This is a genomic window from Candidatus Accumulibacter sp. ACC012 (assembly GCF_907163155.1).
Lineage (GTDB): Bacteria > Pseudomonadota > Gammaproteobacteria > Burkholderiales > Rhodocyclaceae > Accumulibacter > Accumulibacter delftensis.
Map to the genome: position 1 here is coordinate 85801 of NZ_CAJQUC010000020.1, position 16712 is coordinate 102512.

The window sequence follows — 16712 nt, forward strand, 5'->3', positions numbered from 1 at the left end:
CGTAGCCTGCGCTTACCGCCGCACACTGTCTCTGCCCTACCCCGTTCGCGAGGTTGCAATGCCCGTCAATTATCGTACCCCCGCCGCCGCAGATCTCTGGCCGGTTGCCGGCGTTCGTCTCGGCGTCGCCGCGGCGGCCATCCGCAAGCCTGATCGGCATGACCTGACCGTGCTGGCTCTCGACCCCGGCTGTCGCGTCGCCGGCGTATTTACCAGCAACCGCTTTTGCGCCGCACCGGTGCACGTCTGCCGCCGCCATCTGGAACTCGGCAGCGATGCGCGCGCGCTACTCATCAATACCGGCGTCGCCAACGCCGGCACCGGCGAGCAAGGCTTGCGGGCGGCAGCCGAAACCTGCGCGGCCCTCAGCCAGCTGCTGGCTATCGATGACCGCCAGGTGCTGCCTTTCTCGACCGGCGTGATCCTCGAACCGCTGCCCGTCGAGCGCCTGATTGCCGGCCTGCCAGCCTGTATCGCCGACCTGCGCGCCGACCACTGGCATACGGCGGCACACGCCATCATGACCACCGACACCGTCGCCAAAGCCGCCTCGCGGCGCTTCGAGATCGACGGCAAGCGCATCACCATCACCGGCATCAGCAAGGGCGCCGGCATGATCCGGCCGAACATGGCGACCATGCTCGGCTTCATCGCCACCGATGCCGGCGTCGCCGCGCCGCTGCTAGAGCAACTGCTGCGCGAAGCTGCCGACGAGTCGTTCAACTGCATCAGCGTCGACGGCGACACCTCGACCAATGACTCCTTCATCCTGATCGCCACCGGCCAGAGCGGCATCGAAATCGCGGACGCGTCGACAGCGGCCTACGCGCAACTGCGCGAAGCGCTAATCGCCGTCGCCATGGAACTGGCCCAGGCGATCATTCGCGACGGCGAAGGGGCCAGCAAATTCATCACCGTCGCCGTCGAAGGTGGCCGCGACCGCCAGGAATGCAAGCGCGTCGGCTACGCCGTCGCCCATTCACCGCTGGTCAAGACGGCTTTCTTTGCGTCCGATCCCAATCTGGGGCGCATCCTGGCGGCCATCGGCTACGCCGAAATCGACGCCCTCGACCCGCTCGACGTCGACCGGGTCAGGGTCTGGCTGGCGAGTGGCGGCAGCGAGATTCTGGTTGCCGAAAAAGGCGGCCGTGCCGCTTCGTATCGCGAAGAGGACGGTGCGCGCATCATGGGCGAGGCCGAAATCAGTGTCCGCGTCGACCTGGGACGCGGCAGCGCGCGTGCCGCGGTGTATACCTGCGACCTTTCCTACGAATACGTGCGGATCAACGCCGACTACCGCAGTTGACCGCCCCCTCGCATCGGTCTGAACCCGCTGGCGGCCAATGCCGCTGCCGACGCCGCTCAACAGGACCTGCGCTGGCCCCGCCGGTACAAACGTCAGTGCAAAACACGCGGCACGGCGAGGGTGAACTCGCGGATTTCCGCGTCGAACTGCTTGCCGTCTACGGCCGTTAACTGGTAACTGCCGCGCATCGTGCCGACAGGCGTTTCGAGTTGGCAACCGCTGGTATATTCGAACTTCTCGCCCGGCTGCAGCAGCGGCTGCCGGCCGACGACGCCGAGGCCGCGCACCTCCTGCACCTCGCCGGCGGCATCGGTGATGATCCAGTGCCGCGAAATCAATTGCGCAGGCACGGTTCCGACGTTCTCGATGGTAATCGCATAGGCAAAGACATAGCTGTCGTTGGCCGGATCCGACTGCTCGGCGATATATTTCGGGACCGCGCTGACTGCGACCTCGTATTTCTTGCTTTCGGCCATGTTTGCTCAATGTTGGGACGATCAGAACCGGCATTGCACACCAAAGCGCGCACGCTGACAAGTCCGACGACCAGGCCCGACACGGCGCGCGGCCGAAGGAAGCCGTTTCGCGCTAAAATATGCCCTCATCTTTCCCGCGGGTTTTTGTCCATGCACGTCATAGCGCCCAGCATTCTTTCCGCCGATTTCGCCAGGCTTGGCGAGGAAGTGATCAACGTCCTTGCCGCCGGCGCCGACTGGATTCACTTCGATGTCATGGACAACCACTACGTACCCAACCTGACCATCGGCCCGCTGATCTGCGCGGCGATCCGCCCGCTGACCAAGGCACCGATCGACGTGCACCTGATGGTCAAACCCGTCGACCGCATCATTCCCGACTTTGCCAAGGCCGGCGCCAACCTCATCACTTTTCACCCCGAAGCCAGCGAGCATGTCGACCGCTCACTGGCGCTGATTCGTGAATGCGGCTGCCAGGCCGGCCTGGTGTTCAATCCGGCGACGCCGCTGGACGTCATGGACTACGTCATGGACAAGCTGGATATCGTCCTGCTGATGAGCGTCAACCCCGGCTTCGGCGGACAGAAGTTCATCCCCGCGACGCTGGCCAAACTGCGCGCCGCACGCGCGCGCATCGACGCCTACGAACGCGAAAGTGGGCGCCACATCCGCCTTGAGGTCGATGGCGGGGTGAAGGTGGACAACATTGCCGAGATTGCCGCCGCCGGCGCCGACGCTTTCGTCGCCGGTTCGGCAGTCTTCGGCGCTGGCAGCGACAGCGACGCCAATCGTTACGACACGGTCATCGCGGCGCTGCGCGCGCAACTGGCGACCGCATGATCTCAGGTCCACTCGCCGTGCGCGCCGTGCTCTTCGATCTGGACGGCACGCTGATCGATACCGTCCTCGATCTGCACGCCGCAGCCAACGCCATGCTCGGCGACCTCGGTCGCCCGGAAATTGCTGTGGCAGCGGTTCGCAGCTACGTCGGGCGCGGCATTCCCAATCTGGTCAAGCGCGTTCTCGCCGGCAACATGGTCGCTGCCGATGACCCGGCGCCGCCGCCCAAGGCAGCGCTGGACAGTTTCCGGCACCACTACGCGATTGCCAACGGACGCCACGCGCTCCTTTTTCCGGGCGTCCGCGAAGGCCTCGAAGCCTTCCGGGACCTGGGCCTGCCGCTCGGAGTGATTACCAACAAGGCCGAAGCCTTCTCGGTTCCGCTGCTTGAGCAGGTCGGTCTGGCACCTTTTTTCCAGGTGGTCGTCAGCGGTGACGTACTGCCACGGGCTAAACCCGACCCGATGCCGGTGATCTGGGCCAGCGGCCGCCTCGGCGCCTCGCCCGCCGAGGTGTTGATGATCGGCGATTCGGTGCACGATTTTCACGCCGGACGCTCGGCTGGCTGCCATGTCTTTCTGGTCCCCTACGGCTACAACGAAGGGCGCGGGGTGAGCGATCTCGCTTGCGATGCTATAGTTTCGACCCTCGCCGAAGCGGCCCAGCGCGTCAGTCACGCATGAACACCATCGACCACAAATTGCATTCGCCGCCTGCCAGTCGGGCAGAGGCCTGGCCCTGGCGCCCCTGGCGCCGGTAGACAGGCCGGCAGCGTCGCCGCTGCCCCCCCGCCCCGCGGCGTGCATCGAGCCTGGTGCACACCTCTTCCAGCAGTGTTTTCTTGTGGAGTTCCCATGACTGCAGCGTATTTCAATCGGCTGGCCGCCGAAGGCTACAACCGTATCCCGGTGACGCTGGAAACTTTTGCCGATCTCGACACCCCCTTGTCGATCTACCTCAAACTGGCCAACCAGCCCTACACCTACCTGCTTGAATCGGTGCAAGGCGGCGAGCGCTTCGGCCGTTACTCGATCATCGGCCTGGCCAGTCCGACGCGAATCGTGGTCAACGCGCATCAGGTACTGGTGCTCAACGGCAATCGCATCGCCGAACGCGAAGACGACACCAACCCGCTCGACTTCATTGCCAAATACATGCAGCGCTTTCGCGCCGCACCGACCACCGGCCTGCCACGCTTCTGCGGGGGCCTGGTCGGGTGCTTCGGCTACGATACCGTGCGCTATATCGAGACGCGCCTGACGCGCTCGCAGAAGCCCGACGACCTCGGCATTCCCGACATCGTCCTCCTGCTCTCCGAAGAGATCGCCGTGGTCGACAACGTCTCGGGCAAGCTGACGCTGGTGGTCTACGCCGAACCGGGCGTTCCCGGCGCTTACCAGAAGGCCCAGGCAAGACTGCGGGAACTGCTGGCCAAGCTGCGCGAACCGGTGCGCATTCCCGCCGAAAAGCCGCAGCCCTCGCAGCCGGCGACCTCAATGTTTGGTGAAGCGCAGTTCAAGAAGGCGGTGCTCAAAGCCAAGCGCTATATCACCGAAGGCGACATCATGCAGGTCGTCCTCTCGCAACGCATGAGCAAACCACTGACCGCCAGCCCGATGGCCCTGTATCGCTCGCTGCGCTCGCTCAATCCCTCGCCGTACATGTTCTATTTCGACTTCGAGGACTTCCACGTCGTTGGCGCCTCGCCGGAGATCCTGGTTCGCCTCGAGGGCGACACGGTGACCGTGCGGCCGATCGCCGGTACCCGTCGGCGCGGTGTTTCCTTCGCCGAAGATCAGGCCCTCGCCGACGAGTTGCTGGCCGACGAAAAGGAACGTGCCGAGCATGTGCAGCTCCTCGACCTCGGCCGCAACGACGCCGGCCGCGTCGCCCGTGTCGGCAGCATCAAGCTCACCGAAAACATGATCGTCGAGCGCTACTCGCACGTGATGCATATCGTCTCGAATGTGGAAGCCCGACTGCGCCCCGAGCTGAACGCCTTCGATGTCCTCAAGGCCACTTTCCCGGCGGGAACTGTCTCCGGCGCTGCCAAGGTGCGGGCGATGGAGATCATCGACGAGCTGGAACCGGTCAAGCGCGGCATCTATGCCGGTGCCGTCGGGCACATGGGTTTCAACGGCGACATGGATCTGGCCATCGCCATCCGTACCGCCATCGTCAAGGACGGCCAGCTGCACGTGCAGGCCGGTGCCGGCATCGTCGCCGATTCCGACCCGGCTTCCGAATGGCAGGAAACCCAGAACAAGGCACAGGCCGTGCTGCGCGCCGCAGAACTCGCCGAACACGGCCTCGACACACGCTTGTGAATAGGGAGAGGCCGCGCGACAACCGGGTGCGAGGACGCGATTGACACCTGGACAGTTCCGCGGCTGGAGCGGGCTCAACCCGAATTGAATCGTGCCGGCAGCAGCGGCGCGCAAGAAAAACAGATATGCGACAATCTCCCCGTCTCCGGCCAGAGCTTTCGACCTTCCCACTCCGCAACGAGCAGCGGACGGGTATCGATAAGCAGCATCGCCGAGCGCGCTCAACGCAATCAATAGGATAGGCCGCAAATGCTCCTGATGATCGACAACTACGATTCCTTTACCTACAACCTCGTCCAGTATTTTGGCGAGTTGGGTCAGGAGGTCAGGGTGTTCCGCAACGATGCCATTTCGATCCCGGAGATTGCTCGTCTCGACCCGGCGCTACTGGTCATTTCTCCGGGTCCGTGCACGCCAGCACAAGCCGGCATCTCGCTGGCGACGATTCGCGAGTTTGCCGGCAGGATTCCACTGCTCGGCGTATGCCTCGGTCACCAGGCGATCGGTGAAGCTTTCGGCGGTCGCGTGGTTCACGCGCACAGGTTGATGCATGGCAAGGTCTCGCCGGTCGAGCACACCAATCAGGGCGTATTTCGCGGGCTGCCGAACCCACTGACCTGTACGCGCTACCACTCGCTGGCCGTCGAGCGCCACTCCCTGCCGGACTGCCTGGAGATTACCGCCTGGACCGATGACGGCGAGATCATGGGCTTGCGTCACCGTAGCCTGGCCGTCGAAGGCGTTCAGTTCCATCCGGAATCGATCCTGACCGAGCGCGGTCACGACCTGTTGAAAAACTTCCTCGAGGAGCACAGCAAATGAAAGCACAGGAAGCACTGGCGCGAGTCGTCGAACACCGCGAGATCTTTCACGACGAAATGGTCTCTCTGATGCGCCAGATCATGAGTGGTGAAGTGACGCCGGTAATGATCGCGGCGATCATTACCGGTCTGCGCGTCAAGAAGGAAACCATCGGCGAGATTTCGGCCGCGGCGCAGGTGATGCGGGAATTGTCGACCAAGGTCGTGCCCGGCAATCGCGCGCACCTGGTCGATACCTGCGGCACCGGCGGCGACGGCGCGCAGACCTTCAACATTTCAACGGCGGCGATGTTCGTCGCCGCGGCGGCCGGCGCCCGGGTCGCCAAGCACGGCGGCCGCTCGGTCTCGTCGCAGTCCGGCAGCGCCGACGTCCTCGAAGCGCTCGGCGTCAATATCAACCTCAGCCCGGCGCAGGTCGGACAATGCATCGACGAAGTCGGCATCGGTTTCATGTTCGCCCCCAATCACCACAGCGCAATGAAGCACGCGGCGCCGGTCCGCCGCGAGTTGGGCGTGCGCACCCTGTTCAACATTCTCGGCCCGCTGACCAACCCGGCCGGCGCCGACAATCAGGTACTCGGTGTTTTTCATCCCGACCTGGTGGGAATCCAGGTGCGTGTCCTGCAACGACTCGGCAGTTCGCGCGCGCTGACCGTTTTCGGCCGCGAAGGTCTCGACGAGATCTCGATCGCCGGTGAAACATTGGTCGGCGAACTGAAAGACGGCCGTATCGACGAGTACAGCATCCACCCGGAGCAGTTCAATCTGTCGGTGCAGGATCCCGGCGCCTTGCGTGTCGCCAACGTCGAAGAGTCGAAAGCGATGCTGCTCGCCACCCTGCAGAACAAGAGCGGCGCGGCGCGTGACATCGTCGCCCTGAATGCCGGCGCGAGCATCTACGTCAGCGGCCTCAGCGAGACGCTGGCCGACGGCGTCGAGCGCGCTTTCGAAGCCATCGCCGCGGGCGCCGCCCTCGCCAGGCTCGACGAATTCGTCGCCTTCACGCGCGACTTCTCGGCCTGATCAGCGACCTGGCAGAGGAGACCGGCATGGCCATCCCGCAAACTGAAAAGCACTTCGATGCGGCCGCTTACCTGGCCTGGGAAGACGCACAGATCGAGCGTCACGAATACGTCGCCGGCGAGGTCTTCGCCATGGTCGGCGTGCGCCAGTCGCACAATGTGGCCACGCTGAACCTGGCCAGCGCTCTGCGCCAGGCACTCAAAGCCACTCCGTGTCGAGTTTTCGTCGAAGCGGTCAAGGCCCGCGTCGAAGCCGCCGATTGCTTTTTCTATCCAGACGTACTGGTCACCTGCGACCCGCGCGACCGCTTGACGCCTGACTATGTCAGCCATCCCCTGCTGGTCGCCGAAATCCTTTCCGAGTCGACCGCGGCCTTCGACCGCGGCGGCAAGTTCGCCGCCTATCGCAAACTCGACAGCCTGCAGGACTACGTACTGATCGACCTGGCGGTGCAACACGTCGAAGTCTTCCGTCGCGACGCGGAGAATCACTGGGTGCTGCATGACTATGGCCCTGGCGAAACGGTCGAACTGGCTTCCCTGGCGCTGCAGTTGCCGCTTGACCAGATCCTCGAAGACACCGCCGAAGAAGGCGCCACACAGAGCACGGAGAGCGCACCGCGATGAGCGACATCCTGAAGCGAATTCTTGCCGTCAAACATGACGAGGTCGCGACGGCGCAGGCCGCCACCCCTCTGGCTGAGCTGCGTGCCGCCGCCGAGAAACAGCCCCCAACACGCGACTTCGTCGCCAGCCTGCGCAGCAGAATTGCCGCCGCGCAGCCGGCGGTGATCGCCGAAATAAAGAAAGCCAGCCCCTCCCGCGGCGTCCTGCGTGCCGATTTCCACCCCGCCGAGATCGCCGCCAGTTATCAACGCCACGGCGCAGCCTGTCTATCGGTGCTCACTGACAGCCAGTTTTTCCAGGGCTCGCCCGCCTATCTGCAAGCGGCGCGTTCAGCCTGCGCGCTGCCGGTATTGCGCAAGGACTTTCTGGTCGATGCGTATCAGCTCTTCGCAGCGCGCGCGATGGGCGCCGACGCGATCCTGCTGATCGCTGCGGCGCTGGACCTGCCCACCATGCTCGACTTCGAGGCCATCGCCGACAGCCTGGGGATGGCCGTGCTCGTCGAAGTACACAATAGCCAGGAACTGGAAGTCGCCCTGCAACTCGCCACGCCCTTGATCGGCATCAACAATCGCAACCTGCGCAGCTTCGAAGTCAATCTGCAGACGACTCTCGATTTGTTGCCAGCGATCCCGGAAGATCGCCTGGTGGTCACCGAAAGCGGCATTCTTGCCAATCGCGACGTCGCCTTGATGCGCGACCACGGGGTCCACGCCTTCCTCGTCGGCGAAGCCTTCATGCGCGCCAGCGAACCCGGAGAAGCCCTCGCTGCACTGTTTTCCTGATCCATTCAGGAATCCCCGGAGGCTTCCCGAGCAGGGCGCTGGCCATCAGAATTCGCAGCGCGCCAGCGAAACCGAAACGTGCGAAAGAGCTCGCTCCGAAGAGCTGCACCCAAGGAATCGCCAGGCTTGTTGCAAAAACCCAACACTCTTTTCCCAACAAGCCACTAAAGCACTCGGGGAACTTGCCGCGCTTATCGGCGTTTGCCACAATCACTCCAACTTCTCGTCTTTACCGAGAGGTCCAGTTTGATGAAGCACCAGTTGGATTCATTGATCGCAAACTTAGAGGAGATTCACCATGCAAAAGAAAATCATCGCGCTGGCCGTTGCCAGCCTGGCCTCGGGCGCCGCTCTTGCCCAGACCAACGTCACCATTTACGGTATTGCTGACGCCGGCTATGTCTACTCCAGCGGCGGCTCGAATAACATCCTCAACACCAACAATGGCAACAAGACCTTCAGCGGCGTCCAGTCCGGCATCCTGGGCGGTTCGCGGATCGGCTTCCGCGGCACGGAGGCCCTCGGCAACGGTCTGAGCGCCATCTTCACTCTCGAGTACTCGCTGACCATCGACGACAACACCGGCGTCGGCACCAGCAACGGCAACGGCGGCCTCAACGCTCGTCAACAGTTCGTTGGCCTGCAAAGCGACAAGCTCGGTACCGTCGCCCTCGGCCGTCAGTATGCCCCTGGCTATGTGGCAACGGTCAATAACGATGTGCTCGCCGGTTCGAGCCTCGGTTCGCAGTCCATCCTGAGCTCGCAGGCCGGCAACACCATCACCCCGAACTCGGCAGCGCGCTGGAACAACGCCGCCACCTACACCTCGCCCAACTGGAGCGGCTTCACCGCCAAAGCGATCTACGCTTTCGGCGAGAGCGAGACCCTCGCCAAGGACGGTAAGGACTCGAACGCCAACCTGCGCGTCTACGATAGCAATCTTTCCAGCACTGACAACGGCAGATTCGGTCTTGGCGGCAACTACTCCAACGGAGCGTTGAACATTGACCTGGTCTACCAGCAGCGTTACAGCGTCGTTCCGACCGCGGACTCGGCCATGGCCGTCCCGAACCTCTGGGGCAACGACATCAACGAAGGCTACATCGGCGCCTCCTATGACTTCAAGGCCGCCAAGGTCTCGGCCAGCTATCAGCAGCAGAACGACAAGAACGTCGCCAACAACGACAACACCGTCTGGTCCCTTGGCGTAAAGGTCCCGGTGATGGCTGCCAGCAATGTACTCCTGACCTATGGTCAGCTCGAGATGGATGCAGGCCCACGTGGTTCCAGAGTTGACGGCAAGAGCAACACCGCAACTCTCGCCTGGACGACCGCCATGTCCAAGCGCACCACCCTGTACGCCGGCTATGTCTGGGTCGACAACGACAAGATGAGCCTGCCGATCCGCTTCTCTGGCGTTCCTGCCGGTGTTGGCCAGGTCAACGAGACCAACAACACCTTCGCCGCTGGTGTTAACCACACGTTCTAATTCGACTTCGGTCAGTTAGTTTGAGAAACGGGCGCTTCGGCGCCCGTTTTTTTCGCCCGCGTTCGGGTACAGCCGCTCGTCGATCCTTACAACGCCTGTCGCGGAGCAGTTCCGCGGACAAATGCTGAACGACGGACGGGGAGCGCCTTGCGCCAAGCTCCCATGGCCGGCAGCAAAGCGTATTTCGGCGACCCACCTGTGACAAAAATGCAACAACCGCCGTCAGGGCGCCGAAATGGTGGCCAGCACGCTTGCTCGTAGTCTGGCCGTCTGCGATGATCGTTGCCAGCACATCGCAAAATTCTCTTGCCAATGAATCAATCTGGCGGAGCAGATTTAATCTTGGCGTTTCTGGAAAATAAGGAGATTCATCATGCAAAGGAAAATTATCGCACTGGCTGTTGCCAGCCTGGCTTCGGGCGCCGCCCTCGCGCAGACCAACGTCACCGTGTACGGCGTCGTGGATGCCGGCTACCTTTACTCATCGGGCAACCAGCCGGGTGGGGGTTCCAACACCTTCAGCGGCCTTTCTTCCGGCATCAGTGCTGGCAACCGTATCGGCTTCAAGGGCTCGGAAGCGCTGGGCAATGGCCTGAGCGCTGTGTTCACGCTTGAGTACGGCCTGGACATCGATAGCAACCAAGGCATCGGTACCGGCGGCCTCAACGCCCGCCAGCAATTCGTCGGCCTCGCCAGCGACAAGCTCGGCACCGTCGCTCTCGGTCGTCAATATGCCCCGGGCTTCAACGCCTCGGCACGCAACTCGGCCCTCGACGCAACCGACCTGGCCATCCAGTCGAACCTTAGCGTTCTGTCCGGCATGTCGATCACTCCGAACAGCCCCGCGCGCTTCAACAATGCCATCACCTATACCAGCAACAACTACTCCGGCCTTAGCTTCAGCGCGATCTACGGATTCGGTGAAGAAGGTGTCGAGAACAGCACGAGCGACGGGGGCAAGTATGGTGTTGGCGCCAACTACGCCAATGGTCCGATCAACGTCGACCTGGTATACCAGGGCCGCCAGGACGTCGTGATTCCCGCGACCGACACCACACCCAAGAACCCTACGGGCAAGGACATCAACGAGTGGTATCTCGGCGGTAGCTACGATTTCAAAGTCGTCAAGCTGTTCGCCAGCTATCAGGAGCTGTATAGCCAGACCACCCAGGCGACGCCCACTTTTAAAGGGAGCGATCTCTGGACGGTAGGCATCAATGCACCGATCGGTGCCGGCACGGCCTCCCTGAGCTACGGCGAACTGTCATTGGATAACACGAAGATGAAGGACGGCAGCAGCTGGGGAGCGGGCACCATGTACAGCTACCCGCTGTCGAAGCGGACCTCTGTATATGCCGCATACAGCTACTTCAGCAACGACAAGTACTCGCTGCCCATGCAGACGCAATTGGCGCCAATCACCGGCGGTGGCCAGATCGGCATCGGCGCGGTCGGCGAGAGCAACTATGCCATCGGTGCGGGCATGACGCACAGCTTCTAGGTTCTTTGGGTCGCAGAAGGAACGGGCGCCTGGCGCCCGTTTTTTTGCTTCCCGGCTACGCCTCCTTATCAGGATCCTGACATCCAGGGCTCGGCCCCTTGCGTCGCCGTGCCTGACTCTGTACAATCCTCGCCTTTCAAGTTCTTCATCAGCTTTTTCATAGGGACAAACATTCATGGCCAATAGCGCACAAGCTCGCAAGCGAGCCCGCCAAGGCGTCAAACAACGCATCCACAACGCCGGCCTGCGCTCGACGCTGCGGACCGCCGTGAAGCGCGTTCAGAAAGCGATCATCGCTGGCGACAAAACGGCGGCTCAGAGTATTTTCCAGGAATCAGTCGCGGTGATTGACCGCATCGCTGACAAGAATATCATTCACAAGAACAAGGCCGCTCGGCAGAAGAGCCGCCTCTCGGCTCAGATCAAGGGCCTGGCCGCTTAGTCCAGCGGCAGGGCAGCAGAAATAGCGGAAGCGGCACCTCAGGGTGCCGTTTTTTTTTGCCTGCGAGTCCGCTGCTGCTGCCTTCTTGATGCGACTTTCGGCGACCCAGAACGTCGCGCGAAACCACGCGGCAGGCGGAATCTATAGCTTCCATACGGCGTGCAACACGACACTGGCGCCCAGCCGTGCGCGACAAAGGCTTCGCCGCGACCGTCGGCAGATACCGGGGTATAATCTCGCTGCAGATCGAATATTAGATCGCACTAATATTGCAATTGTGATGGGGAATGCTATGACAGCGGTGACGATGGATATGGAACAGGCTCGCTTCAACATGATCGAGCAGCAGATCCGCCCCTGGGAGGTGCTGGATCCGGAAGTACTGGCAGTTCTTGATGCGGTCAAGCGTGAACACTTCGTGCCAGCGGCCCACCAGATGCTGGCGTTTGCCGACATCGAAATGCCCATCGGCAATGGCCAGACCATGCTGCAACCGAAGATTGAGGCACGCATTCTCCAGGAACTGGGCGTCAAGAACACCGATATCGTGCTTGAGGTCGGTACCGGTAGCGGCCACATGGCCGCCCTTCTGGCGACAAAGGCGGAGTACGTTTATAGCGTCGAGATCGATCCGCTCCTGGCCGAAACCGCCAAGCGCAATCTGCAACAGGCGGGCGTCGCCAACGTCAGCGTCGACACTGGCGACGCCTCCGAGGGCTGGTCTGCGCACGGCCCCTATGACGTGATTGTCATCTCCGGCTCCCTCTCCGAGCTACCCGAAGCTTTCCTGCAACAATTGAAGATCGGTGGCCGTCTAACGGCGTTCATCGGTGAAGCACCGGCGATGCAGGCCCGCTTGACGACGCACAGCGACGAGAATGCCTTCAACACCATCAATCTTTTCGAGACCGTCGTCGCACCACTACGAACGGCAAAGCCGCGCCAGCGCTTCGTTTTCTGACACCCGGGCGACGACGCGATGCAGCAGCTCTCGGCGACCGAGTTGGCCGAATGGTTGGCAGCCAGCAGTGCGGCCCCGGAAAGTGGTGCTGGCGGCTGGCGACAACGACCGCTGCTGCTCGATGTCCGGGAACCCTGGGAGTTCGAGCTGTGCCACCTTGACGGCTCTCGCCTGCTGCCAATGCAGAGCCTGGCCGCGCGCATCGATGAACTACCGATAGATGCCGATATCGTCGTCATCTGCCATCACGGCGTGCGTAGTCGACAGGTCGGCGGCTTTCTGGAGCGACAGGGCTTCAGTTCAATCTACAACCTCAGCGGCGGCGTCGACGCCTGGGCGAATGACGTCGATCCGGCAATGCACAAATATTGAAAGCGAGTTCAGAAAAGATGCCTGTAAAACCCCGCCCCCTCAAGCTCGGCCTCCTGCTGGCGGCTCTCCTTTCTGCAGCTCCCGGATACGCCACCGACCTGCTGCAGCTGTATCACGATGCCCTGAGCTACGACGCGCAGTACGCGGCTGCACGCGCCACCGCGGCTGCCGGACGCGAGAAAGAGCCGCAAGCACTGGCCGGTTTGCTGCCAACCATTGCGGCGACGGGCAACACCTTCTGGAACGACACCGACTACAGGGTCAGGATCGACTCAAGCAGGGAATCGTATAGCAACAAGTACAATAGCAACACCTATGGGGTGAACCTGACGCAGCCGCTGTTCCGCTGGCAGAATTTCGTTCAGTACGACCAGTCGAAGCTGCTGGTCATGCAGAGCGAGGCCAATTTCGCGCAGGCCGGCCAGGATCTGATCCTGCGCGTCGCGCAAGCCTACTTCGATGTCCTCTTTGCCATCGAGAACCTGCGCGCGGTGCAGGCCAACAAGACAGCGATTGCACAACAACTGGCACAGGCCAAGAAGAACTTCGAGGTCGGCATCGCCACGGTCACCGATACCTACGAGTCGCAGTCGCGCTTCGACCTGGCAACCGCGCAGGAGGTTGCCGCCGAAAGCGAGCTTGCCGTCAAGCGTTATGCGCTGAGCGTGGTCGTCGGCAAGGAAACCGGCGAGTTGAACCGGCTCAAGCCGCAGGCGGTAATGCAACCGCCGCAGCCGGCAAACATGGAGCAATGGGTGACGGCTGCCGAAGAGGACAGCTTTGTCGTCCAGGCGCAAAAGGCAGCTGCCGAAGCGGCCGCCAAGGCGGTAGAGGTGAGCAGGGCGGGGCACTATCCGACTCTGGACATGGTCGCCAACGTCAACCAGAACAACGGCCCGGGCCAGTTTGGTGTCGGCTCGATCGATAACCACACCAATCAGATTGGTCTGCAGCTCAATATCCCGATTTTTCAGGGCGGTTCGGTGAACTCGAAGACTCGCGAAGCGATCGCCAGGCTTGACGCCGAAAAGGCTGCGCTCGACAATGCCCGGCGCACGTCGACGCTCAACGCACGTCAGTCCTATCTGGGGGTCGTCAATGGCCTCTCCGGCGTACGAGCCCTGGAAGCGGCACTGGTTTCCGGCCGCAGTTCGCTGGAATCGAACCGGCTCGGTTACGAGGTTGGCGTACGCATCAACATCGACGTGCTCAACGCCGAGAATCAGGTCTTCGTCACCCGCCGCGATCTGGCCAAAGCGCGTTTCGACACCCTGCTTTCCCAACTCAAACTAAAAGCCGCCGTGGGCGCGCTCGCTGAAACCGACCTGGAGCAGATCAACAGCCTTTTCGAGGCGCCATGAAGATGATGACCGTCGAGACAACCCAGATCATGAAAGCGATCACCGTTCCCCTCGTCCCCTGCCCCTTCTCCCGCAAGGGGAGAAGGGAGTTTCGTGAGTCGCTTGCGCGACTTTCACATTAAGCCCTTCGATCAGCGCCACGGTACGCGCCGTGGCGCCGCGGTGCGCCTGGCTGAACGCAGTCGCCGCGGCGCGCATGACGAGCAGGTCCGCCGGCTGCGCGAAGAGCGCGTGCGCCGCCAGCGCTGCCTGACGGGCGTCAGGCACGCGCCGGCCAGCACCACAGGCGATCGCATCCGCACTGGCCTGGGCGAAATTGAAAGTGTGCGGACCAAGGAGCAGCGGACAGCCACAGGCCGCCGCCTCGATCAGGTTCTGGCCGCCAAACGGCAACAAGCTCCCGCCCATCACAACCAGGTCCGCCAGCGCATAGTAGGCGGCCATTTCACCCATGCTGTCGCCCAGCCAGACCTGGGTCTCGCTACCCGGCAGTTCGGCTGAGCTGCGCCGGCAGAAGCTCAGGCCGCGACTGGCAAGCAGGGCGGCGACCTCGGCAAATCGTTGTGGGTGCCGGGGAACCAGCACCAGCAATAGATCGGCAACAGCCACCGTGGCCAAGGCATCGAGCAGCAGCGCTTCCTCGCCTTCCCGGCTACTGGCCAACAAGCACACCGGCCGCGGCCCCATGGCGTGCCGCCAGTCTGCGCCGAGCTGCAACTTGTCTGCGGCCGGCGTGACGTCGAATTTCAGATTCCCGCATACCGTTGGCTGGCGGGCACCAAGCTGCTGCAGGCGCTCGGCGTCGGCGGTCGTTTGCGCGGCAACGGCACTCAGCGACGCCAGCGCCGGTCGGATCAGGGTGCGCAGGCGCATATAGCCACCTAGAGAGCGCGCCGACAAGCGCCCGTTGATCAGCGCAAGCGGCAGCTGCCGCCTTCTCGCCGCGGCGATCAGGTTTGGCCACAGCTCGGTTTCCATCAGCAGCCCGATGCGCGGCTGAAAGTGATCGAGGAAACGTCCACAGGCATCGGGCAGGTCATAGGGCAGGTAAGCCTGCGTCAGGCGTTCAGGGCGAGCCGCCAGCAGCTCGCCGCCCGTTTCGCGGCCGGTCGGCGTCATATGGGTCAGCAACAGGTCATGGTCCGGATAGGCCTCCAGCAGCGCATCGATCAGCGGCACGGCCGCACGTGTCTCACCGACCGAAACGGCATGCAACCAGATCAACGGCCGCTGCCCACAGCGCAAAGTTTGCCGGTAGAGCGCGTGGCGCTCGCCAAAATGTTGTCGATACGCCGGCTGCCGACGTCCTCGCCAGAGCAGGCGCAACCAGACCAGGGGCATTGCCAGGTAGAAAAGCAGCGAATAGGCCAGAAGTGCCAGACGCGCCATCACCGCAGCGCCTGCTCGGCAACGGTCAGCACCTCGGCGGTCGACGGCGGCGCGCCACAGCGGCCGAGATTGCGCACAAAGCCACTGCCATAGACGCCGGTCAAAGCGGGATCTGTCGCTACGTAAAGGGCGATCACCGGCACCCGTAAGGCAGCCGCGAGGTGTGCCAGGCCGGTATCGACGCCGACCGCCAAATCTGCCCGTGCGATCAGGGCGGCGACCTGCGCTAACGGCAGCGGCGGCGGCACAATAGCCCCTGGCAAGGCGGCAGCGATACGCTCGGCACGCTGCCGCTCGAGCGCATTGCCGGCCGGAAGGACCGGCGTCAGGCCGCGCTCGAGCAGGGCTCGACCAAGGACGCGCCAGTTCGCCTCATCCCACAGCTTGTCGTCGCGACTGGTCGCCGTCAGCAGAATGACCAGCCGCTCTGACGACCGGCAAGCGTCGTCGATTGGCGGCGCCGAAATACCGTAGTCAAGGGCCAGGTCGACCGGATAATCGAAGGCTGCGGCGGCCAGCCAGCGGTTGCGTTCGACAGCGTGCGCATTGCGCGGGATGACAAAAGTCTCCTCATAAAAGCGCGCCGCGACCGGCTCACGCGCCGATTCGGCAGCATAGCCGTAGCGCCTGCCTTGGGCTTGCCGGGCAATCAGCGCGCTCTTCAGCAAGCCCTGCGTGTCGAGCACGGCGTCGTAGCTCGGGGCACGGATGCGGGCGCGGAAGTTGCGCACTTCGCGCCACGTGGCCAGACTGCCAAGCGTTTTCCGCCAGCGCCTGATGGCCACCGGAATGACCTGGTCGACAGCCGGGTGCAGGCGCGGAATATCGGCAAAGCCTTCCTCGACACACCAGTCGATTGCCGCTTCCGGAAAACACTGCCGCAAATCACTGAGCACCGGCAGATTGTGGATTACGTCACCAAGCGACGAGGTTTTTACCAATAGGATGCGCATCGGTGGGCCAGTTCCGGGGAAGATGGGCGGCAAGCAGGAA

General features: G+C 62.8%; 17 protein-coding genes. 14 read left to right on the forward strand and 3 right to left on the reverse strand.

Annotated elements, in window-relative coordinates; genetic code table 11:
• Positions 1-58: 58 nt before the first annotated feature.
• The gene (argJ, locus tag QZ648_RS19785; protein ID WP_169065379.1) at positions 59-1306 is read left to right on the forward strand and encodes a bifunctional glutamate N-acetyltransferase/amino-acid acetyltransferase ArgJ; all 1248 of its coding nucleotides are present in this window, start codon (positions 59-61) and stop codon (positions 1304-1306) included.
• 92 nt (positions 1307-1398) lie between these two features.
• On the opposite strand, the gene apaG is transcribed toward argJ, so the two are convergent.
• Positions 1399-1782 carry a Co2+/Mg2+ efflux protein ApaG gene (gene apaG / locus QZ648_RS19790; RefSeq protein WP_169065378.1) on the reverse strand — a complete coding sequence of 128 codons (384 nt, stop codon included), beginning with the start codon at positions 1780-1782 and terminating at the stop codon, positions 1399-1401.
• 150 nt (positions 1783-1932) lie between these two features.
• Here apaG and rpe point away from each other — a divergent pair, with 150 nt between their 5' ends.
• The 13 genes from rpe (at position 1933) to QZ648_RS19855 (ending at position 14330) form a co-directional block, all read left to right on the forward strand.
• Positions 1933-2622, forward strand: coding sequence for a ribulose-phosphate 3-epimerase (gene rpe, locus QZ648_RS19795; protein WP_169065377.1), 690 nt, complete (start codon positions 1933-1935; stop codon positions 2620-2622).
• Positions 2619-3305 carry a phosphoglycolate phosphatase gene (locus tag QZ648_RS19800; protein ID WP_169065376.1) on the forward strand — a complete coding sequence of 229 codons (687 nt, stop codon included), beginning with the start codon at positions 2619-2621 and terminating at the stop codon, positions 3303-3305. The genes rpe and QZ648_RS19800 overlap by 4 nt, the downstream gene beginning before the upstream one ends.
• Positions 3306-3476: 171 nt before the next feature.
• On the forward strand, positions 3477-4949 hold the full coding sequence (gene trpE, locus QZ648_RS19805; RefSeq protein WP_169065375.1) for an anthranilate synthase component I: 1473 nt from the start codon (positions 3477-3479) through the stop codon (positions 4947-4949).
• A 249-nt stretch (positions 4950-5198) separates the two neighbouring features.
• Positions 5199-5771, forward strand: a complete 573-nt coding sequence (locus QZ648_RS19810) for an aminodeoxychorismate/anthranilate synthase component II (protein WP_169065374.1) — start codon at positions 5199-5201, stop codon at positions 5769-5771.
• Positions 5768-6793, forward strand: coding sequence for an anthranilate phosphoribosyltransferase (trpD, locus tag QZ648_RS19815; protein ID WP_169065373.1), 1026 nt, complete (start codon positions 5768-5770; stop codon positions 6791-6793). The genes QZ648_RS19810 and trpD overlap by 4 nt, the downstream gene beginning before the upstream one ends.
• A gap of 26 nt (positions 6794-6819) precedes the next feature.
• Positions 6820-7419, forward strand: a complete 600-nt coding sequence (locus tag QZ648_RS19820; RefSeq protein WP_169065372.1) for a Uma2 family endonuclease — start codon at positions 6820-6822, stop codon at positions 7417-7419.
• A complete protein-coding gene (gene trpC / locus QZ648_RS19825) occupies positions 7416-8204 on the forward strand; it encodes an indole-3-glycerol phosphate synthase TrpC (RefSeq protein WP_291998059.1) in 789 nt (262 codons plus the stop codon). Before QZ648_RS19820 ends, trpC begins: the two co-directional genes overlap by 4 nt.
• 298 nt (positions 8205-8502) lie before the next feature.
• Positions 8503-9693, forward strand: a complete 1191-nt coding sequence (locus QZ648_RS19830; RefSeq protein ID WP_291998060.1) for a porin — start codon at positions 8503-8505, stop codon at positions 9691-9693.
• Positions 9694-10066: 373 nt separating this feature from the next.
• The gene (locus QZ648_RS19835; protein ID WP_291998061.1) at positions 10067-11194 is read left to right on the forward strand and encodes a porin; all 1128 of its coding nucleotides are present in this window, start codon (positions 10067-10069) and stop codon (positions 11192-11194) included.
• Between the two features lie 175 nt (positions 11195-11369).
• Positions 11370-11636 (forward strand): 30S ribosomal protein S20, encoded by a 267-nt coding sequence (gene rpsT / locus QZ648_RS19840; RefSeq protein WP_169065369.1) that lies wholly within the window; start codon positions 11370-11372, stop codon positions 11634-11636.
• A 307-nt stretch (positions 11637-11943) separates the two neighbouring features.
• The gene (locus tag QZ648_RS19845; protein WP_291998067.1) at positions 11944-12597 is read left to right on the forward strand and encodes a protein-L-isoaspartate O-methyltransferase; all 654 of its coding nucleotides are present in this window, start codon (positions 11944-11946) and stop codon (positions 12595-12597) included.
• An 18-nt stretch (positions 12598-12615) separates the two neighbouring features.
• On the forward strand, positions 12616-12969 hold the full coding sequence (locus QZ648_RS19850) for a rhodanese-like domain-containing protein (protein WP_291995804.1): 354 nt from the start codon (positions 12616-12618) through the stop codon (positions 12967-12969).
• A 17-nt stretch (positions 12970-12986) separates the two neighbouring features.
• On the forward strand, positions 12987-14330 hold the full coding sequence (locus QZ648_RS19855) for a TolC family outer membrane protein (protein ID WP_291998062.1): 1344 nt from the start codon (positions 12987-12989) through the stop codon (positions 14328-14330).
• 39 nt (positions 14331-14369) lie between these two features.
• Here the strand turns inward: QZ648_RS19855 and waaA are convergent, their stop codons facing one another.
• Positions 14370-15719, reverse strand: a complete 1350-nt coding sequence (waaA, locus tag QZ648_RS19860; RefSeq protein ID WP_291995803.1) for a lipid IV(A) 3-deoxy-D-manno-octulosonic acid transferase — start codon at positions 15717-15719, stop codon at positions 14370-14372.
• Entirely contained in the window at positions 15719-16672 is a 954-nt protein-coding gene (gene waaC / locus QZ648_RS19865; protein ID WP_291995802.1) for a lipopolysaccharide heptosyltransferase I, read from the reverse strand. Before waaC ends, waaA begins: the two co-directional genes overlap by 1 nt.
• Positions 16673-16712: the final 40 nt, after the last annotated feature.